Raw genomic sequence first — 21,244 nt, 5'->3', positions numbered from 1 at the left:
GCTGCGCTGAGTCTTTAGCGCGAGTATTTTGAACATCTTTTGAACCTGTAAAGTGAATCGCAGAACAATCAATACCGTTATTATTCTTGGGATACTCTCTTTACTGAGTGTTCTTGGAATACAATTGTTTTGGATTCACAAAACAACAGAAGCTCAATTGATTACTGTTCAGATCCAAGAACGGGAAGACAGCTTAAATTTAAAACAGTTTTCCGAACGGGCGCATATTGCTTTGAGAGATGTATTGGAGCAACTCAATACCAAAGATGATATCAGCGCAAACTTGTATGGAACGGTCAAACAAATACGATCCAATTATTTTTCGGTAGATATTGAAGAAGAATTACATCCATATTATTTGGAGCAATTACTGAAAAGAGAATTCGATAATCAGAGCTTAAATCAGGATTTTGTTTACGGAATTTATGACTGTTATTCAGATTCCATTGTTTTTGGTAACTTGATTAAATACACCAAAGATTCTTTGTATTCGGTTACAAATAATGACTCGGTTGGAAAAACATCCAATCAGCTGAAATGGAAAACAGACGGACATTATTTCACCGTCCTTTTTCCAAATGTAAGTTCTTCCCCCATAGAGGTTTTGAAGACAGATGTTTCTCCTTGGATTTATCTGTTTGTGATTCTTTTTCTCTTGTTTGTATTTTTCTTATTTACGTTGAATGTCATTTTAAAGCAAAAACGACTTTCGGAAGTGAAAACAGACTTTATAAATAATATGACGCATGAATTGAAGACCCCGATTTCTACTATCGGTCTTTCTAGTGAATTGCTTTTACGTGGAAATTTTAAAGATGATCCAGAGCGCTTGCATCGGTATGCTGAAATTATTTACAAGGAAAATAAGCGTTTGGAAAATCAGGTGGAGCGCGTATTGAATGTTGCTAAATTGGATAAGGAAAAATTATCCTTAAAGAAAGAATCGTGTTCCATTCATGATTTGATTTTAGAAGCGAAAGACAGTTTTGATCTCAATCAGACAGATCAAGGTGGTGAAATTGAACTGGTTTTAGATGCGGTTAAAGATACCTTGATGGTGGATGAGGTTCATATTACCAATGTGGTTTACAATTTGTTGGATAATGCGGTGAAATACTGTAATCAGATTCCTCAAATTGTAGTCCGAACGTGGAACGATTCGAATGGCTTCAATTTATCTATTTCCGATAATGGGATTGGAATGAAACGAGAAGATATCAAGTTGATTTTTGATAAATTTTACCGCGTCCCAACAGGAAATTTACATGATGTCAAAGGTTTTGGTTTAGGACTCTATTATGTGAAGTTAATTGTGGAAGAGCATGGCGGAACTATTCAGGTGAAAAGTCAAATTGGAAAAGGAACAACTTTTACCATTAAACTTCCATTGAAGTGAAATCAGCTTATCTATAGGAAGTATGCAGGACCTCATTAATCGTGTTTTTTCCATTCAAACAGAAGAAGAGTTTAATCAATGTGCTTTGGAAGTGTTTCATTTCCAAAAGGAGCATGTTCCTGTTTACAAAACGTTTTTGGAGTTAATCAATAGACCTGAACCGAAACATTTCTCTGAAATCCCTCATTTGCCCATTGCCTTTTTCAAAAGCCATCAAATAATCGCTGAAAACAAAATGGCTCAGCAGGTTTTTAAAAGTAGTGGAACTACAGGGATGACCCGAAGCGCTCATTTTGTAGCGGACGTTTCTATTTACGAGCGCTCTTTCATTCCTACCTACGAACAGTTTTTGGGGAAATTGGAAGACCAAATCATCTTTGCTTTATTGCCAAATTATGTTTCTCAGGGAGAATCTAGCTTGGTTTATATGGTTGATAAATTGATTGAAGGAACGAATAATTCGCTATCTGGTTACTATTTGGAGAGTCCTGAAAGTTTATTGGAAGCCATTTCACAAGGGCAAAAAACGGGCAAGAAATTAGTTCTGTTTGGAGTGTCTTATGCTTTGCTCGATTTAGCGGAAATGAAACCAGACCTTCACGATGTAACGGTGATTGAAACAGGTGGAATGAAAGGTAAACGCAAAGAAATGACCAAAGAAGAAATGCATCAAGAATTGGTCGCTGGATTTCGTTGTGATTACATTGCTTCCGAATATGGAATGTGTGAATTGCTTTCTCAGGCTTACAGTGATAAAAATGGTATGTTCGAATTGCCTGCTTGGATGAAAATTTCTTTAAGAGAAGTGAATGATCCATTTGAATTGGTAAAAGAAGACAAAACAGGAGGTGTGAATGTGATAGATTTAGCCAATATTTATTCCTGTGCTTTCATCGAAACACAAGATTTAGGCCGAATGGAAAAGGGCAAATTAAGGTTGATGGGACGTTTTGATCACTCAGATGTGCGCGGCTGTAATTTGCTTGTTGCGGAGTAGATAGTTTTTAGTAGAGTCAAAGCCAACTTTTCACAATTCGGCATTCGTAACTCGGCATTCATAATTGTTTTTGTATTTTTGATAGGTAGTCATAATTGAAATAAATGGATTCAGCAATTCAGCATATTATTCGAACTCGATCAACGGAACTTTTTGATAAAGTAAAGGGATACAGAGAGCACATGCACCGTTTTCCCGAATTGTCTTATGCCGAATTCAAGACGATGAGCTTTGTTGCTGAGCAATTGGAAAAAATCGGAATTCCTTATCAGAAAGAAGTTGCAGGAACTGGAATTTTAGCAATAATCCGTTCTTCTAAACATACTGAAAATGATTCGTGTATTGGTTTGAGATCTGAATTAGATGCGTTGCCCATTTTAGAACAAAACAATAGTAATTACAAATCAGAAAATGAAGGTGTGATGCATGCTTGTGGGCATGATGTTCACACAGCTATTTTATTAGGAGCAGCAGAAATTATTTGGGAGAATAAAGAATTGTTGAAGCATCCGATTAAGTTGTTTTTTCAACCCGGAGAAGAGAAGAATCCAGGGGGGGCTTCTTTGATGATTGCTGATGGAGCTTTACAAAATCCACCAGTTCATGAATTGTTTGCACTGCATGTTTTTCCAGAAATGGAAACGGGTAGAGTAGGTTTTAGACCGGGATTGTACATGGCTTCTTGTGATGAAATTTATTTGACAATCAACGGAAAAGGTGGGCATGGAGCAACTCCACATCAAACCATCGATCCGATTATGGTTGGTGCGCAACTGTTGACAGGTTTGCAACAAATTGTGAGTCGAAAATGTGACCCAAAAGTTCCTTGTGTATTGTCTTTTGGGCATTTTGAAGCCATCGGAGCAACGAATATAATTCCAGAAAAAGCAATTTTGAAGGGAACTTTCCGTACCATGAATGAGGATTGGAGAAAGGAAGCTTTAGAGATGATTGCAAAACACGTTCATGCAACATGTGAGCAGTTTGGTGCAACAGCTGATTTGGAAATTTCCAAAGGATATCCTTATTTGGAAAATGATACTGTTTTGACTGAGAAAATGATTGCTCGAAGCACTAATTTCTTTGGAAAGAATAAAGTCGAGGAATTGCCTATTCGCTTAACTTCAGAGGACTTTTCGTTCTACGCACAGGAAATTCCAGTTTGTTTTTTCCGTTTGGGAGTTCGAAATGAAGAATTAGGCATTGTTTATGGTGTACATCATCCGAAATTTGATATTGACAGCAAAGCATTGATTGTTGGAATGCAAGCAATGTGTTTAGCTGCTTTTGAATAAGAGTTATGAAAAATTGGTTTGTACTAAGTTTGGTGTTTTTGTTGCTTACTTCTTGTGGAGATGAGAATGAGGTGCAACAAACCGAAGTTTACCAAATTCGATCAATCGGTACGCTTTCAACTACCGAGTATACGCTTGGTAAAATTATCAAGTGGAATGATGAAGGAGAATGGTATAAGTTTGGGGATCGTAAAATACTTTTGAGCTGTAAAGCTACAGTCAAAGCTGGAGTGAATTTGAACTCCATCAAAGATTCGGATATTCAGATTGAAGGAAAAAAAATAACAATTCAACTTCCACCACCTGAAATTGTATCTTTTGTTATGAATCCAGATCTGATTCGTACAGAAATGACCGATGTGAGTGGTTTTCGATCTGATTTTTCGCAAGTGGATAAATCGAAAGTTTTGCAGAAAGGAGAGGAGTCGATTCGAAAAGATCTCCGAAAATTGAATATATTGAATGAAGCGGAACGAAATGCGAAAACCTTCATTACAGACTTTTACAAGAATTTAGGATTTGAACAAGTAATCGTGCATGAAACGCCAAAGGATAAAAGAAATACGAACATTGATCGTTAGATTGGCGTTGATAGCAGGAATAGCCATTGCCTCATATTTGGTTTACAGACTGTTTTTCAAAGCCGAATCTAAAGAAGAGATCATTCTGGATGAAACGCCATTAAAAGTGGAGCAAATTCGGGCTATTTTGGAATTGAATACCCTTAAATTTCAGGATGAGGCGGTCGTTGATAGTGTGGAGTACTATCAATCTCAAGATGAATTTTATTCTGGAACACTTGATAAGCTATTGGATATTGATCAACTCAAAAATGGATTGAATCCAAGTGGCGTCAAACGAAGACTCACACTCATTGTTCGTGGGGAATTGTTATATGGTGTTGATTTGAAACGAAAAGATTTTCAATTTATCCCAAAAGGAGATACCCTGGAAATTTTAATTCCTGAACCAGAATTACTTTCAATTTCCTTGAATCCAAAAGGGACTGAAGTGTATTTGGAAAACGGTAAATGGAACGATTACGAACGAACGCATTTGCAGAAAAAAGCCCGCAATAAAATGATTGTATCAGGAAATCGGTTGAAATTGCCAGAACGCGCAAAAGCTCCTTTGGAAAAAGCCATCAGAGGGTTGGTTCGAACAGATAAAATAGTAGTTATTTCCTTCAGTAAGTAATTCAAGAATTTGAATTTTATTGAAGTCTCAAAATAAACCCATGAAAATAGCATTAATCGTTGCAATGGACAACGAACGAGGAATTGGAAAAAACAACGATTTGATGTGGCATTTGCCTGCGGATATGAAGTTTTTTAAAGAAACCACAACCGGTCATATTATCGTAACAGGTCGCAAAAATTACGATTCCATTCCAGAGCGTTTTCGTCCTTTACCAAACCGGGAAAATGCTGTTTTGACTCGAAATACCGATTACGAGGCTCCTGGTGCACTAGTTTTTTCGTCTTTGGAAGGATGTTTAAAGCACTATGAAAACGAAACTGATAAAACGGTCTTTATTATTGGTGGCGGACAGATTTACAAAGAAGCAATGGCCTTGGATATCGTTGATGAACTATTTATTTCTCATGTCGATCATACTTACGGCGCAGATACATTCTTTCCGGAATTTGATGAATCACTTTGGAATACGGAAACTGTTTTTGAGCAGGAAGTGGATGAGAAGCATGCGGTGAGTTTTCAGGTAATGAAGTATGTCAAGAAATAACCCTCGTTGTTAATTAGCTGATTGACAAAGTTGTTTCGTTATATAACGAAAACATGATATCATGAAGTTTTGTTGAAACATTTCCTCATTTTGTTCAAAACCACCTTGTCTTCCCATTGCGCATTCACTAACTTTGCTAGTTATGAAGTTGTGTATTGCCGAAAAGCCATCCGTTGCTAGAGATATCGCAGAAGTCATTGGTGCAAAACAGCGTCATGATGGCTTTTACGAAGGAAATGGTTATTGGGTAACTTGGACTTTTGGTCATCTTTGCACACTCAAAGAGCCACACGATTATCATGAAAAATGGAAATTTTGGAAGTTAGAAGACTTGCCCATTATTCCTGAAAAATTCGGAATCAAACTCATTGATGATGCAGGTGTGAAAAAGCAATTCTCCATCATTGAAAAGCTCGTTGCTAATTGTGATGAGGTTATCAATTGCGGGGATGCTGGACAAGAAGGAGAATTGATCCAACGTTGGGTTTTGTCGAAAGCAAAATGCAAAGTTCCTATGAAGCGTTTGTGGATTTCTTCACTTACCGAAGAAGCGATTCGAGAAGGATTTCAATCGCTGAAAGAAGGTGAACAGTATAAAAACTTGTATTCTGCCGGAAGTGCACGAGCAATTGGAGATTGGTTATTGGGAATGAATGCAACGCGCTTGTTTACGAAGAAATTTGGTCAAGGAAAAGCTACATTATCCATCGGTCGCGTTCAAACGCCCACTTTGGCAATGATTGTTGGTCGACAAAAGGAAATTGATGCTTTTCGCTCTGATGAATATTGGGAGTTGAAAACGAATTATAGAGAAACAGAATTTTCGGCAGTTATTGACCGTTTGCAATCTCAAGAGCGAGCAGATAAAGGCTTGGCTTATTTGAAAGAACATCCTTTTGAAATAACTTCCTTCGAACAAAAAGAGGGGAAAGAGGGAAATCCGCGTTTATTTGACTTAACGTCTTTGCAAGTGGAATCGAATAAGAAAATTGGAAATTCGGCAGATGAAACCTTGAAGCTCATTCAAAGTTTGTATGAAAAGAAATTGGTGACTTACCCAAGGGTCGATACTACTTATTTGAGTGAAGATTTGCATCCGAAGATTGAGGGAATCATGAAAGGATTAACCTATTATTCCCGATTCACTGAATCTCTGTTGAATAAGCCAATTCCAAAGGCGAAAACGGTTTTCGACGATAAAAAAGTAACCGATCACCATGCAATTATTCCAACAGGAATTCAACCCAATGGTTTGAGTCATCCAGAGCAGCAGATTTACGATATGATTGTTCGCCGATTCATTGCTGCGTTTTATCCCGAATGTAAAGTTTCGAATACAACTGTTTTAGGGAAAGTTGGACAAATTGAATTCAAAGCTACTGGAAAGCAAATTATCGAACCAGGTTGGCGTGTTGTTTGGGAAGAAACGAAAGACTCTGATTCGGAAGGTAAAAAAACGGTTGAAAAACCAGAGCAAACGATGCCTCATTTTGAAGAAGGGGAAAGTGGGCCGCATGAACCATTTATTCACCAAGGAAAAACAAGTCCTCCAAAAGCGTATACCGAAGCAACTTTGCTCAGAGCAATGGAAACTGCGGGTAGAATGGTTGATGATGAGGAATTGCGCGATATGATGAAGGAAAATGGAATTGGTAGACCAGCAACTCGAGCGAATATTATTGAAACCTTGTTTAAACGCAAGTACATTGAGAAAAAACGGAAAAACCTGATTCCAACCAGCACTGGAATGGGTTTAATCGATACAATCCAAAGTGAACTTCTGAAAAGTGCTGAATTAACAGGGCAATGGGAACGTAAATTACGTTTGATCGAGAAAGGCGAATACGATTTGGAACAATTCAAGCGGGAATTAATGGTTATGGTGCGCGAATTAACGGATGAGGTGATTTTTTCTCAGGCTCCAATTCGCATTCAATTGCATAGCGATACGCCAGTTCAAGTGGTGAAGGAAAAGAAAGAACGCAAGAAGGTCGAAAAGCAATCTATTGAGGATCTTGATTGTCCGAAATGTAAATCGGTCAAGTTGATGACGGGTAAAAAAGGTGTTGGCTGTAGTAATTTCAAGGTGTGTGGATTCATGGTTCCTTTTGAATTACTTGGAAAGAAACTAACCGAAAAACAACTCATTGATTTGATTTCCAAAGGAAAAACGGGTAAAATGAAAGGTTTAGCTATTCCAGGTTCTCATCAAGTCATTGAAGGGTCGATTGCTTTGGATGAAAGTTTCAATATTACGGTTCTTTAAACATGCATCAAGCGCTGCATTAAGAGTTCTTTGCGCGACTTTGAAACTGGAATTTGCGCTCCATTTTCAAGAACCAAGGTGTTGTATTCCTTCTGATATTTAGTAATGAATTTCAAATTCAATAGAAAAGAATGGTGAACCCGCATAAATTTTGATTCGGGCAACATGTTTTCAAAAACCTTTAAATTCTTGGAACTTGTAATGTGCTCTTTGGTTGTTTGAATCATTGTGTATTTTCCATCCGCTTTTAAATAAAGAATATCTTCAATTTTCAAAAAAGTGATTGCATCAATTCCTGTTATACCAATGATATCTTGATTTATTAAAGGATCATCTGTTTTTGTTTGAGTAGTTTCTATTGACTCGCTTGTTTGAGAATCCACGTCGTAAATACGCTGAATGCAATTCCTTAAATCTGCTGAATTGATGGGTTTCAATAAATAATCAAAAGCACCTTTGCGAATCGCAGAAATGGCATGCTCATCGTAGGCAGTAATAAAAACAACTTTCGTTTCAAAGGGAATCTCATCCACTAAATCAAAACTAGTTCCTGATTGTAATTGAATATCTAAAAAAGCTACATCGATGGTTTTTTCATCAAATGCTTGTTTCGCTTCTTCTAATGTTGCAACGCTAGCAGCGATTTCAATCGAAGGATCAATTTTATTTAGCAAAGCGGCTAAACCTTCTCTGCTAATCCGGATATCATCAAGTATAAGAACCTTCACTATTTTAAGAATTCATTAATTTTCAAGCATTTCTTCAAGTACCAGTGGAATTTTAAATATAACAATTGTTCCACTATTATCAGGCTTGTCTATAATTTCAAAGATAACTGAATATTGATATTTTGCCTTCAATAAATTAATCTTGTCAAGAACCATATTCCAACCATGTGAAATGTGATTTGCTCGATAGGTGTTTATTCTTTTTGCTTCTTGTCTCCCAATCCCATTGTCTTCAATTTTCAAAATAATGGAATCATTTTCTTTGTAACCTTTGATAATCAATTTTTTGTCTCCTTTTTTATGAGTTAATCCATGAACGATTGCATTTTCTACCGTTGGTTGAATCAAGAGTGTTGGGATTTTTAAATGAAGAAGATTTTCGGGTATTTTTACTTCAACATTTAATCCTTCTTCAAATCGGAAGCGTTCTACAGAAATGTAGGATTTGAGTAATTCTACTTCATCTCTCAATGTAATGAATGAATGATCACTCTGTTGCAAAAATTTCCGAAGTAACCCCGAGAAATCACTAAGAGCAAACTCTGCTTCTTCTTGTTTTCCCATCACAATTAAGTATTGAATATTGTTCAAACAGTTGAAAATAAAATGCGGATTCATTTTTGCCTGAATTGCTTTTAACTTCAATTCAAACATGGTATTTTTGTGCTCACTTTCCTTTAATTCTTGGTCTTTTGAAATCTGAATGCGCTTATAGGTCAAGAGAAAGATGAGCAGAAAAACTAATCCAAAAGCAACTAATCGAAACCAAAGGGTCTCGTAAATATGCTTTTCAATCTTAAACGAATAACTTATTTCGCGGGGATTTTGGTCATTAAAGCCATCTATTCCACGCATGTAAACGGTATATTCTCCAGGAGGAAGCATTCGAAAACTGATTTCTCCTTTCTTGGTTGGAACGCTCCACATTTCCTTTAAATCGGGGCCTACTAATTTGTATTGATAATAGAGATTGTAAAAGTTTGTAAAATTCGGACAGTTGAATTTCAGATTGATTGTATGTGTAGTTCTTGAAAAGACGTGATTACTTAGTTTTTGAATTTTATCATTCACTAAAATTTCTTTTAGAAATGGTTTTAGCTTCCGGTATTTTGGAATTTCTAGAAAACAGACAACTAGTCCTTGTATGCTCGGAAAATAAAAATGTTTGTTATCGGGAGTGAAATAATTATTTTGAAAACCTCCGTTGAACTCCGTATTAAGAATTCCATCATCATGACCTACGCGGAATGGAATTAGAAAATTGATTTTATGTTGGATAAAATCCTCCATTTTTTTCTCATTGATTACATACAAACCATGATTTGAAGAGATATATAAGTTCCCTTTTTTGTCAGGAGCTAAAGTGAAAATGTCGTTATCTAACAAACAATTTTTCATTCGATTGATGGAGAGAAGCTTTTTATTGTCCCAATAATACAATCCTCCACCGTATGTTCCAATGTAAAAAGTTCCATCTTCTTTTTCGTGAAAAGAACGAACCTCTTTTCCGCTTAACCCATTTCGAATACCAATTTGATTTTTCAGCTGGAGATCTTCCGAAAAAATATAGAATCCATTTTCACCGCCAACAAGAATGTCTCCATTTTTTAATTGATAGATGCAAATGACTAATCCGATTTTTTGTTTTTTAGCTATTTGCTTCAAGCTTTTTTCGTTGGTTCCTACTGCTAATCCATCTTCACTTCCGATCCAGATTCTTTTTTTTCGATCTTGGAACATTGCCAATATTGGAGCGCCATAAAAAGGATCTTTGATTTGTCTAATGATTTGGTGGTTTCTGATTACAAATGCTCCTGATCCCCATGTTCCAGCCCAGATTTCTCCATTAATAGTGGCAAGTGTAGAAAAGTCCGTGTGAAAATTGATGTATTTAGATAACGAATAGTTTTTTAAGGCGAAAATACTTGAAAAAGTTCCTGAAATAAGTAGTTCATCCTGTTCATTTTTAACAATAGAACTCAACGAAGATTCTTTGAGAACACTCTCATCAAAAAATGAAATACACGATTTTTCTTTTATTTGGAAAAGACCTTTATTAGTGGTTCCCGCAAACAAGAAGTTTTCATCTGTATTATATTCCAAAGATAAAATCAATTTGGTTGGAATATTTGAATTTAATGATTCAAATAGGGAATGCTTTTTATTGCGGTAGAAAAGGCCTTGATGAGAGGATACGAATGTTTCACCAGCTGGGCTAAATGCGATATCTGTGAATAAATAATCCGCAGTGTTCTCTTGAAAGGATTCAATTTTAAGTTTTCCATTTTCAAAGGAGGTGAGGCTGCTTACTCCCAGTAAATAATATTGTCCAGTGTATTGATTTTTTTTAGATTTCGAAAAAATTTCATTTGTGAGTTTTACCCACTTGCCCTTGATGAGAAAAAAACTTCCTTCTAAATTTGAATAAAATGGAGTGTCGTCGGCAATTCCACAACCAAGAATTGTTTTTTGAGGACTTATTTTGCTGATGAGTCTGCTTTTTGTTGATCCAATCTTTGCAATTCTGAATTCATTCTTCTTAGTAATGAAAATGAGCGAATCATGGTGCATTTTGGCTATTTGGTTCTCATCTTTGAACAATTCCTTCGTGTATGGTGAAATAATATATAATCTTGATTTAAGATCTAGACCATAAAGAATGTTCGTTTTTTCATCAATGTATAAATCCCCACAGAGCATTTTACGACTTTCATCTGTTGGATTGATATCTGAAAAGCTTTGACCGTTAAATTCAACTAGCCCATTCGCTGTTCCAATAATTAAAAGTCCATGTTTGTTCCGAATCATCGAAGAGATTTGATGCTGAGGAACTCCATCTTCTGTTCCAAAAACTCGAATGGTAAAGGGAGAATTGTAATCTAATGTAGATTCGATTAATTTTCCAAGTGGTTGAGCATTCGCTTTTTGATTGAGACAGGTAATGAAAAAAAATAGAAATACGAGCCAAGAATTGACTTTGAAAGCTCTCATACAACTGTTTAATTTCAGTAACATCCTGCTAAAGTAATACTACTGTATCAATTTTTAAGATTTAACTATACGTAGTGAATTCCTTCTGATTTATTGATAGTTGCTTTTATCAAGGATTGTGCAACGCGGGACGCATGGATTCCTCGGTATTTTTTTGCTTTTCCAAACAGTAGTGGACTGATGATAAAGGAAAGCAGTTGAACGAGTTTATCACGAATACTTCTTTCTTTTCGGGGACCAATCAAAAATGACGGGCGAATAAAAACGGTTGTTGGAATTCCAACAGTAGAGACACCACTTTCCATCTGTCCTTTTGTACGGAGGTAAAAATTAGAGGATTTTTCGTTGGCACCAATCGATGAAACGATTCCTATGTTTTGTACCCCTGATTTTTTGCAGAACTTGCTAAATGAAATCACAAAATCGCGGTCTATTTGTTGTTGCTTTTCTTTGCTTCCAGCTTTTCGAAGAGTTGTTCCAAGCGCACAGAATCCGATATCTATTTTTTCAGTGACTTCCAATTTCTCGATGTCTTCGAAAGCAACAAGTACAACTTGCATCTTTGGATGACCAAATCCCAATGGATTCCGTGCCAAGACAAGTACTTTTTCAGTACGAGAATCATTCAGTAGTTGAATGAGAAGTTCATTTCCTACCAAACCACTTGCTCCAGAGATACAAATTGTCATGTACTAAATTTACAGGATTATAATGTGAAAACTAGTTTATTGCGATGAAAATTGCTGCTTCGGATTCTTCTCCTTGTCTCGATTTGTCGTCATAGACTTCGTAATCGTAGGTATAACTTCGATTTAACGATTTATCTTGGTCCCAAATTGATTGCCACGTATCAACGATTGCCTGTGGAAATTCGCCTTGAGCAAGAAACGGTTGAAACTTCCCACCTTCAAATTCTTGACCAACCAATCCTTCAGGTATTTTCTCCAAAGAACTTACTTTTACGCCAAGGAAACAAGTGTATTTACCAGTGTAATCACTTTCATAATTGGTGTAAATGCACAAAATATCAGAGTCGAGTTGATTGGGGATTTTAGAAAGTAAATTTTCTGAAATAAATTGTCCCCAAAGTGCTCCAATAGCTGAAGAAGCTTCACCTCCCTGATTGGATGTTTCTACTGAAATTCCGATGATTTTGAATCCTTTTTGCTGAATCATGTTTGAATGTGTTGTCGAATGAATAGTGTGAGTAGATTACTCCACCGTTAATTGATGCTTGCTATCTAAGTTTGTTCGTGGGTCAAAATGGAATTCAACATATTTTGCTTCGTCCTTTTTTCCTTGGATTTGAACGCTAGATCTGCCCATTTCTAGCGAGTTATCATCAAATGCTTTTGCGGTTAATTTTCCTTTGAAATTTTCGTTGAAAATGACGTAAACAATCAACAAATTATCAGTACCAAGAGAATCGCTTGCAACTTGTGTTTTTCCACATTCAATTCCTTTGGCCGCCAATTTAGAATCAATAGTAATATTTACATCAAAGGCTTTTTGAACTCCTTTAGAAGCTCCTTCGATGAATTCGCCAGCTGTTTGTCCAGCCGCATCACCAGCTTTGTTGATGTTTTCTTTGATTGAACTTGATGAACAAGCTGAAAGTAAGATGCAAGAAGCAAGGAATAAGACTGTTTTCATAATTTACTAGAAATGCTGTTTTGGGGATGAATTTAAGTATTTCCTTCGAAATAAATGTAGCGCTGATTGATCTTTCAGATGATGCTCTGCACGAGTGCTTTTTCTGATAAGTTACTCGGTACTTTATCGCAGAGATTCAATCCGATTTAGTTCCTCTAAAAAATGCACTTTTTCTCGTGGTTGCTTTTCACGTTCCTTTTGTACGATGACTTTTTCTTGATCATTCAAATAAAAATTTTCATCTCCATTAATTATTTTATCGAAATAAATAATTAATCCAGAACCTTGTCTACCATTAACTTGAGTTTTTCCATACTCGGAGATTTTAGCAGCTTCCTCCTTTTGTCCCATCCAGAGCTTAATTCGAGCTATCAGAAGAGTTTTTCCTGATAATCGGTATTTATCGAATTCGGAATTATCCGTCGTTAAATCACTCAATGAAATTTTATCAAACGGAGAGGGAAAGTCATTAAATAACTCGAAGTATGGCAATGCATCTTCAATAATCATTTTATAGATCAATTCAATTGACTCTTTTGTTTCTGATTCATTGGCTCCATAATCAACCATTTGCTTCCCATTTTCAAGATGAAGAGAATGCCTTGTAAAACAATCAATTGTTTTAATTTTTGTGTAATCTATCGGTTGATGTATACTGTCAGGCAAAAAATCAAGATGAACACCAATTTCAACATAACCTTCACCACCATACTTACTGCCAAAGAGCTGTATTGTGTGAATGTAATGCCCTGATGTTTTTTTGAAGTTACCTCCGCTACCTTTAAATCCTAACTCTCTTAACTTTGGTGTGAGATATTTAGTAATACTCTTTTTGAATTCAGAACTTTTGATATTATGATATAAAATTTTAGATGTTATCTCGCTTCTTTCCTTCTCTGAAAGTTCATTAAAAGTCCAATACCTCTTTGGTAGGTTATGACTTTTTTTATTTGAACGGAAAAATTTAAACATGTCAATCAATTTACTGTTAACGTTTTCGGGCTTTGCGATGGGCGGGTTTTTAGTACAAAAGCTCAATAGAATTACTGCTGTTGAGCCTTACACAAATGTTTCATAGAAGCACTTCATCCGCCACATTGCCAAACCTATGTTACCTGCTGCTGCCATATTCTACAATATTTTGGCAGTTAAATATTCTATTCGCTCTTTCGAACAATATAAATTTATGCATTCTTTAAAAAGATTGCTTAGTTCGCTGTTGTTTTTAAGATTGATTTTACCATTAAAGATTTCAATAGTATCGTCAGCAAGTATTCCAATAATTGTTCTTACAATTCTATTTTTAGTTGAAGCGGTTAGTTTTCTTCCTAAGTATTCAATTAGGATAGGCAATGCTTTTTTATTTAAATCTGTTTTTGTGACATCTCTAAAATGCAAACACAACGCCTCTAAAATTTTTGAAGTTTGTTTGCTCTCAAGTAGTGGAAAAATGTAGTCAAATTTATTATCTTTCTCAATTCCTGATGTCCAAATAATAGCAAAAGTCAAAAGTTCTTTGTCTTTATGATTGTAGAATTTATACAATTCTGTTTCTACTCTTGGGTCTTTGAAGTAGCGATCATATGCAGAACCTAATGTTATAATTACATCTCTTACAATTTTTAGATTTTCATCTTTTAATGCTGGGAAAAGTAATTCAAATGTTTTCGGATACCTGAAAAGCATACCTCTAAAAACGCTTCCCTCATCTCTTGCTAATTTGCTAAAATGCTTTGCAGAAGAAATTCTTAATGCTTCGTCTTGTGAATAAAGATCATCAAATTGTTCTTTGTTTTTTGTGAAAATTTCAGGTTCAGGAATAATGTCAAAATAAGCGTTCTGTATTTTAGTGTCAATGTTTTTTACAAAACCGTTTTCTAACAAAAGGTTGATTGCATCAAAATATGAAACATAATATTCATTGTCAAACCAACGATATTTTTCGTAATTGGTTTTATTAGTAAAATCCTGCTTACCATTTTCAATAAGTTCTCTCGCTTTTTCAATTACTTTTTCAGAGTTCATTTTTTTGATGATATTTTGGTAAATGGTTGCTGGTAAAGGTTTTTGGCTATACGCAGTGGCGGTTTAAGACCACATACTTTTCACCTTTGACCAAAAATTTGATTTAATTACGGATTTTCCTTCTTGCACTTCATCTGCCATTGCCGTATAGCCAATGTTAGCAGTAGTGTTTTCTTTTCCTGTTATTCCTTTACTGTTAAAGTCGAACTCGACATCTTGTTGGACTGTTTTTATTCCCTTCATTTTCCAAATTTTACTATAAAAAATGCCAGAAACGGGAACATTTGTTCTCAATTTATAAATGCTTGATTCAGTATCAAAATCGATAAAAGTCCATTGGTTTAAAAGTCTCCCAACAGCTGCTGAAGAATATCCTTTTGCATTGAATAAACAGAAATAGTCAGATTTAGTAATCTCTTCCATAGGTTCAAAGCCGAATACCTCACCTGGTGAAACAATCTCGAATATCTCGTATTCCTTGGTATCAATTTTATAATTGATGATTCTTTGAACTCTGTCTGTTCTCGATGAAACTATTAATCTAATTGTTGTTGGGTTTGTCCAATACGCATACTCGATTTCATTAGTCTTGTATGGTATCTCAATTTCTACAGTTCGATTACTATCACACTCAAAAATGAAGATTTGAGTGTAACCTGTGATTAACACTTTTTCTGTGTCAGGAGCAAACTGATTACTCATTAATGCTCCTTTTATATTTAATTCTTTTTTAGTTAAGTTTTCGGTGTCCACAACGATGAGAGATGGGTTGTCAAGGATAGGACAAGTTGGTATTAAACAATATCTGCCACTGAAAGAAAATGCATCATATTTATTAGGTGAAGTCGCTAAAAAGTTTTTCGTCAATATTTTGGTTGAAACATTTTCTTGGTTTTTATAAACAGATAGGTCACTTGCCCATAACCCCATTCTTATTTCATCTTCTTCTGAATACTTGAGTTCAAATCCATTGCCATTTGAGTATGACACAGGTTTTGGATTTGAAAATTTCTGTTCAATGTATCCAATGATATTTATTCCGTCTTTCTTCATTTAATATTACCGCTAACGTCAGTTCGTCTAAAAACCCATTTTAAGATTCTAAACAATCTGTTTTTTGGATAAATATACCTGTTTTAAGAGCGCTGTATAACTTGTTTCACAAAATGTTTCGGAGTAAATCCTTTCTTTAAAATCTTCGCAAATCGTCTTGAAATGGCTGCTCAGAATCAAAAATAGAAAACCAAGTTCTCTTAAGAAATTTTTGAGTGCATTTTGGTCAAGTAAATTGAATATTCGACGCAAATTGTATGCAAAAAAATCCGTTTGACTCCGATCTTTTCCTTGAATGAATTACAAATGTTGAACCTTGCACAAATGTTTCATAGAAGTACTTCAACCGCCATATTGCCAAACCGATGTTGTGCGTTCGTTATTTTTCTTTCGTAAATGGCCATGAATAAATTTCTGTCAAGTCAATTTTAAAGTCTATCTTTTCTCCTTCTTGGTAAAATTCTATATCCTGTAAATATTCTAAACTCGAAATATTCTTCTTTTTTGGATACTTACTCAAATCAGTCATTAAGCGTGAATTACGTTCGATTGTCATACCCTCTAGATAAAAAATGTCTAGTTCAGTTCTATCATAAAATTTCCTTGATAACGGCTTTATAATACTCTTTTTATCTCTTTGATATCTAATCACCATATGCACTAAATCAAAACCATCTGCTTCTGAACCTAAGTCCAATAATAAGAATGTATCTTTTCTTTGGCTATTAAAATAAACATGAATATTTCCATTATACCCAACACGTCCATTGGAATAATAAATATTATGCAAAGCACAAATGTCCAATTCAATACCCAATGACTGTCTCAATATTTTAAAATCTTCAGTTTCATCAATAATATCGTCATCTTCACTAAGATAATCAACGAATGAATTCATTTCAACCGTTAATTGTATTTCCGAAAATTCCATATATTTCTGTCGCTTTTATAATGACGCACAACGTCAGTTCGTCTAAAAACCCATTTTAAGATTCTAAACAATCTGTTTTTTGGATAAATATACCTGTTTTAAGAGCGCTGTATAACTTGTTTCACAAAATGTTTCGGAGTAAATCCTTTCTTTAAAATCTTCGCAAATCGTCTTGAAATGGCTGCTCAGAATCAAAAATAGAAAACCAAGTTCTCTTAAGAAATTTTTGAGCTCATTTTGGTCAAGTAAATTGAATATTCGACGCAAATTGTAGCAGGTAAAAATCAATCCAACATCTGCAGTTGCATGTTTCATTGTCTTTTTAGTCATCACATAATAAAAATCCCATTGACGCTTTATGACACCGAACGGATGTTCCACGATTGCTTGTCGTTTGCGGTAAGTTTCCATGTTTCGTTGAAGTCGTTTTTTGTTTGCGTCAATTAAATCCATGTGTTCCGAACGCTCGATGAAACGCCCCGTTTTATTGCGTGTGCATTTTTCAAAAAGACTGCATGTCAAACAAGCTTTTGTTTTATAGTGTTTTACGCGGTTGATCGTTTTCCCGCTTGCCTTGTTGTACCAACGACCGTTTGTGGTGAGCAACTCTCCAGCTGGACAGGTATATTCATCGCGCTCCTTATTGTAGTTGAAATGTTCTACATCAAAGGAAATATCTGGAGCATGTGAAGCAACATCAGGGAAAGCTACCAATACTTCTACCCCTTGTTTGTGTGCGTAATCGAATTCGGTTCCAGTATGATAGCCTTTATCGAAAAGTATTGTGAAATCTGATTTTCCAAGAATGGTTTTAGCCCTGCGAGCCATTGCACCCATGGCTTTTGAATCGTTTTTATTGGTGACCTTAAAATCAATTGGAATGTTGTGTTTTGCATCAACGGTCGATTGAACATTATATGCCACCTCAGTTATGTTATTGCGCACAATCATTTGTCTGCTGTCGGGATCGGAAGTTGAAATTTGTACTTGTCCAGTTTCGTCGAGTTGCTTTTTATATGCTTCGTATTTGTTCTTGTACTGCTTGTGCTTATCGATTTTAGCGTTGATTTCCTGCTTTTTCTCCGCTGTTAAATCATTGTCTTCACTTGCCAGGATAGCACTGTATTCATTGAGTTTGTCGTCAATATAAGCAATATGACGCTCAATTTTCTTTTCGTTAAAGTTGTTTTTCTTCGAGTTCTGTGCACGCAACTTGGTTCCATCACCAGCCAGTAATTTTCCACCAATCAATTCAAAGTTTTTGGCAAGCGAAACCGTTGCATGAAACACTTTTCGGATAGCTCTTGGGTTATCTTTTCTAAAATTGGCAATCGTATTGTGGTCGGGCGCCAAACCTTTCATGAGCCACATCAGTTCAATATTACGTTTGCATTCCTTTTCCAATTGTCGGGATGAACGAACACGGTTCAAATACCCATAAATAAAGAGTTTCAATAAATCAGCGGGGTGGTAAGCTGGCCGACCGTTCTCTATAAACGACATATCGAAACCATAATCTGAAAGCTTTATGGCTCCAACAAACAAATCGATTAATCGCACTTCATTGTCTTCTGAAACCGCTTGATCTAAACAGAAAAACTCTGTCTGATTTCGATCTTTTCCTTGAATGAATTTCATACTTGAAGATAGCTAAAATCAGTTTTTTGGCAATCAAAAAAGGTTGATTTTTATGAAAATTCGTTTCTGGAAAAAGGAAGGGTTTTTAGACAGTTTGACGTTCCGGCGCTTGGCGAGGTTGCGAACTTCGGAACTGATTATTTTCGGTTAAATATAAAATTTGTTGCGAAATGTAAACGTGAATTTACCACAAAATTCGCAATCTCGCCAAACGGCTGTTACCTGACGTTTTTTCTTATTTTCCGAAACATCTTTCTGACTTTTTCATCGCTATCAAATTCCATTTCGGTTAATATTTCTTTAGATAAAACACCATTTTCATTTAGAACCTCTAAAATATCATCACGATGTAATCCACAATTCATTTTGTGGTATATTTTTTCTAAAGGTTCTTTGCATTCTTTTGTTTTATTTGCTTTGTAAATATCTAAAAAACCAAATACGATTGAATGTATATAATCGTAATCGTCTGATTTGTCTGCGATATCATTTAAAATTTTATAATCTCCAATTTCGTAATTGCCAACTAAAAGATTTAAGTAATCCGTAGTATTCTTTTCGGATTTAAGTTTTTCAATTGCAATATCTCTAATCTCTTTTGCAGAAAAATATTGTAAACATTCAAAAACATATTCATTCAATCTTGAATTTTTCGGACTTTTACTATTTGCAATTTTTAGGATTGGTTTATAGTCAAAAGGAAATTTTCTTTTTGAAAAGAAACTTAAATAGTGTACTTTTCGAGTAATGTTTTTCTCGATTAAAAATTCATTTGCCAATTTTTCAACATCAAATACTGAAAGTTCATTTGCTTTTTCACTTGAAATAAAGAAAAATTTTTCAGTATCGATTTTTTCTTTAACAATTTCGTAAGTAAAACGTTTAGTTTTTTTTCTTCTTGGAATTTTCCATTTGTGTTCTAATATTGATTTATAAAAAACTTCAATAAATATATTTTCTTTACTAGCTTTTTCAATTTCTTTGTAAACATCTATTTGTTTATTATCTTTTTGAAAAGAGTCAATTCTCCAACTTTCTTCATAATCATCTACATCTTTACTTAATATTTCTCCAATAATTTCTGCATATTTGAGTACTCCATTTAAGCCATCAATTTCCATCATTTGACTTTGTCCACAAATTTCATATCCATCAATAATATTTTTTTCAAAGCGTTTGTATAAAGCATCTTTTGCCTTTAAATTACCCTCTTTATGAAATAAAACTGCTAAATCACACAATTGGTCAAGTCCATAGTCATCAGTTTTTTTACTTACAAGTTTAGTCAGAATTGTAGAAGTGATTTTTTCTCTTTGCTTTGATTTTTGGATTAATTTAAAAATATAATTTGCGCGACTTCCTTCGGATTGGGCATCATATGCGAAATTCTCAACAGCACCTTTTACAATTAAATCACTAAAATCAATTGAAGGATTCTGCTTCAGAATAAGATATGTTTTTCCTGTTCCAAGTTTTAAGGAATTTAAGAATTGATTTCTAATCTCGTCGTTTTCGGTCATAAAATGTCAGGTAACTTATTTATTGACGAATATAATCAAAATAAAATCCATTCTCTACCTCCTAATTTCTTTCCATTTCAAAATTTTCTCGAAAAATAATTTATTTTAATTTTTCATTTAACTAATTGTAAATCAATTTAAAAAACGATTACAACCACTTGTAAACGAAAAATATTCGACAGTAATTGGTTAATAACCGAAACTAATTTTTGCACTGCCACAACTTTGCATCATCAAAACGGTTGATAGTCAATCGGATCAAATTTTTTTACAAACGTTAAAACAAACAAGTATGAACACGCTAAAAAACAAAGTGAATTTAATCGGACGATTAGGAGCGAAACCTGTAGCACAAACTTTCGACTCAGGTGCAAAGAAAATGCGTTTATCTGTAGCGACTAATGAGCGCTTCAAAAACAAAAAAGGGGAGTGGGAGGATAACACTCAATGGCATACCGTAATTGCTTGGGGGAAATTGTGTGACCGCATTGAAAAAGTACTCGACAAAGGTTCTGAAGTAGTTATTGAAGGACGGATTGTTACTCGTTCTTACGAAACAAAAGAAGGCGAAAAACGCTTTTCGACTGAAATTGAACTCAATGAATTTGTAGTTCTAAACACGAAAAAACAAGAAACCAATTAATCTGAAGACATATGAATACCACTATGAAACAAGATCAGATTCTGCACATGAATCATGTAAATATCATTGGCAAAATAAGTTCTGAACCGAAAGTGAGCTTATTGCCTGGAGGACGAAGAGTTGTGAATTTTTCCCTCGCTACGAAAGAACATTATTTGGATAAAGAAGGAAATCTTCAGATCAAACAAGACTGGCACCGCCTCACTGCTTTTGGCAGATGGGTAAATATTCTGGAAGAATTGTGTGCCAAAGGAATTAATGTGGCGGTGGAAGGTAGGCTGGTGAGCCGGTTTTATAAAACGGAGTCGGGAGAACGGAAAATGTTTTCCGAGATCGAAGTCAACGACTTAATCATTTTATAGAC

20 protein-coding genes are annotated in these 21,244 nt (G+C 35.0%); 9 read left to right on the top strand and 11 right to left on the bottom strand.

Annotation, left to right across the window (positions count from 1 at the left end; all coding sequences use genetic code 11):
* The first annotated feature begins 52 nt into the window (after positions 1-52).
* From FLUTA_RS04125 to FLUTA_RS04095, 7 genes are all read left to right on the top strand, one after another.
* Positions 53-1,396, top strand: a complete 1,344-nt coding sequence (locus tag FLUTA_RS04125) for a sensor histidine kinase (RefSeq protein ID WP_013685596.1) — start codon at positions 53-55, stop codon at positions 1,394-1,396.
* 22 nt (positions 1,397-1,418) lie between these two features.
* Positions 1,419-2,393 (top strand): acyltransferase, encoded by a 975-nt coding sequence (locus tag FLUTA_RS04120; RefSeq protein ID WP_013685595.1) that lies wholly within the window; start codon positions 1,419-1,421, stop codon positions 2,391-2,393.
* A gap of 104 nt (positions 2,394-2,497) precedes the next feature.
* A complete protein-coding gene (locus FLUTA_RS04115) occupies positions 2,498-3,688 on the top strand; it encodes a M20 metallopeptidase family protein (RefSeq protein ID WP_013685594.1) in 1,191 nt (396 codons plus the stop codon).
* Between the two features lie 5 nt (positions 3,689-3,693).
* Positions 3,694-4,269: a DUF4230 domain-containing protein gene (locus FLUTA_RS04110; RefSeq protein WP_013685593.1), complete on the top strand. Its 576-nt coding sequence runs from the start codon at positions 3,694-3,696 to the stop codon at positions 4,267-4,269.
* The gene (locus FLUTA_RS04105) at positions 4,226-4,885 is read left to right on the top strand and encodes a DUF4230 domain-containing protein (RefSeq protein ID WP_013685592.1); all 660 of its coding nucleotides are present in this window, start codon (positions 4,226-4,228) and stop codon (positions 4,883-4,885) included. Before FLUTA_RS04110 ends, FLUTA_RS04105 begins: the two co-directional genes overlap by 44 nt.
* Positions 4,886-4,925: 40 nt before the next feature.
* Positions 4,926-5,432, top strand: coding sequence for a dihydrofolate reductase (locus tag FLUTA_RS04100; RefSeq protein WP_013685591.1), 507 nt, complete (start codon positions 4,926-4,928; stop codon positions 5,430-5,432).
* Between the two features lie 142 nt (positions 5,433-5,574).
* Positions 5,575-7,698: a type IA DNA topoisomerase gene (locus FLUTA_RS04095; protein ID WP_013685590.1), complete on the top strand. Its 2,124-nt coding sequence runs from the start codon at positions 5,575-5,577 to the stop codon at positions 7,696-7,698.
* Here the strand turns inward: FLUTA_RS04095 and FLUTA_RS04090 are convergent.
* The 11 genes from FLUTA_RS04090 to FLUTA_RS04040 all read right to left on the bottom strand — a co-directional run bounded on the left by FLUTA_RS04090 (position 7,695) and on the right by FLUTA_RS04040 (position 20,237).
* Positions 7,695-8,426 (bottom strand): LytR/AlgR family response regulator transcription factor, encoded by a 732-nt coding sequence (locus tag FLUTA_RS04090; RefSeq protein WP_013685589.1) that lies wholly within the window; start codon positions 8,424-8,426, stop codon positions 7,695-7,697. The two genes, FLUTA_RS04095 and FLUTA_RS04090, sit on opposite strands and share 4 nt — an antisense overlap.
* A gap of 15 nt (positions 8,427-8,441) precedes the next feature.
* Positions 8,442-11,417 carry a sensor histidine kinase gene (locus tag FLUTA_RS04085; protein WP_013685588.1) on the bottom strand — a complete coding sequence of 992 codons (2,976 nt, stop codon included), beginning with the start codon at positions 11,415-11,417 and terminating at the stop codon, positions 8,442-8,444.
* A 65-nt stretch (positions 11,418-11,482) separates the two neighbouring features.
* Positions 11,483-12,106 carry an NAD(P)H-binding protein gene (locus tag FLUTA_RS04080; RefSeq protein WP_013685587.1) on the bottom strand — a complete coding sequence of 208 codons (624 nt, stop codon included), beginning with the start codon at positions 12,104-12,106 and terminating at the stop codon, positions 11,483-11,485.
* A 31-nt stretch (positions 12,107-12,137) separates the two neighbouring features.
* On the bottom strand, positions 12,138-12,593 hold the full coding sequence (locus FLUTA_RS04075) for a GyrI-like domain-containing protein (protein ID WP_013685586.1): 456 nt from the start codon (positions 12,591-12,593) through the stop codon (positions 12,138-12,140).
* A gap of 36 nt (positions 12,594-12,629) precedes the next feature.
* Positions 12,630-13,070, bottom strand: a complete 441-nt coding sequence (locus tag FLUTA_RS04070; RefSeq protein WP_013685585.1) for a hypothetical protein — start codon at positions 13,068-13,070, stop codon at positions 12,630-12,632.
* Between the two features lie 123 nt (positions 13,071-13,193).
* Positions 13,194-14,042 carry a DUF4304 domain-containing protein gene (locus FLUTA_RS04065; RefSeq protein ID WP_013685584.1) on the bottom strand — a complete coding sequence of 283 codons (849 nt, stop codon included), beginning with the start codon at positions 14,040-14,042 and terminating at the stop codon, positions 13,194-13,196.
* 159 nt (positions 14,043-14,201) lie between these two features.
* Complete coding sequence (locus tag FLUTA_RS04060; RefSeq protein WP_013685583.1) at positions 14,202-15,095, bottom strand: hypothetical protein; 894 nt, start codon at positions 15,093-15,095, stop codon at positions 14,202-14,204.
* Between the two features lie 63 nt (positions 15,096-15,158).
* Positions 15,159-16,148, bottom strand: a complete 990-nt coding sequence (locus FLUTA_RS04055; protein WP_013685582.1) for a hypothetical protein — start codon at positions 16,146-16,148, stop codon at positions 15,159-15,161.
* Positions 16,149-16,527: 379 nt separating this feature from the next.
* Positions 16,528-17,079 (bottom strand): hypothetical protein, encoded by a 552-nt coding sequence (locus tag FLUTA_RS04050; RefSeq protein ID WP_013685581.1) that lies wholly within the window; start codon positions 17,077-17,079, stop codon positions 16,528-16,530.
* Between the two features lie 63 nt (positions 17,080-17,142).
* Positions 17,143-18,717: an IS1182 family transposase gene (locus FLUTA_RS04045; RefSeq protein WP_013685580.1), complete on the bottom strand. Its 1,575-nt coding sequence runs from the start codon at positions 18,715-18,717 to the stop codon at positions 17,143-17,145.
* Between the two features lie 218 nt (positions 18,718-18,935).
* Positions 18,936-20,237, bottom strand: a complete 1,302-nt coding sequence (locus FLUTA_RS04040) for a hypothetical protein (protein WP_013685579.1) — start codon at positions 20,235-20,237, stop codon at positions 18,936-18,938.
* Positions 20,238-20,529: 292 nt separating this feature from the next.
* On the opposite strand from FLUTA_RS04040, the gene FLUTA_RS04035 reads away from it, so the two are divergent.
* Together FLUTA_RS04035 and FLUTA_RS04030 are read left to right on the top strand one after the other, a co-directional pair.
* A complete protein-coding gene (locus tag FLUTA_RS04035; protein WP_013685578.1) occupies positions 20,530-20,880 on the top strand; it encodes a single-stranded DNA-binding protein in 351 nt (116 codons plus the stop codon).
* An 11-nt stretch (positions 20,881-20,891) separates the two neighbouring features.
* Entirely contained in the window at positions 20,892-21,242 is a 351-nt protein-coding gene (locus FLUTA_RS04030) for a single-stranded DNA-binding protein (protein WP_013685577.1), read from the top strand.
* Positions 21,243-21,244: the final 2 nt, after the last annotated feature.

Source organism: Fluviicola taffensis DSM 16823, assembly GCF_000194605.1.
GTDB classification, from domain to species: Bacteria; Bacteroidota; Bacteroidia; order Flavobacteriales_D; family Crocinitomicaceae; genus Fluviicola; species Fluviicola taffensis.
Note: the sequence above shows the minus strand (reverse complement) of the source record. Positions and strands in the feature narration are given on the sequence as shown.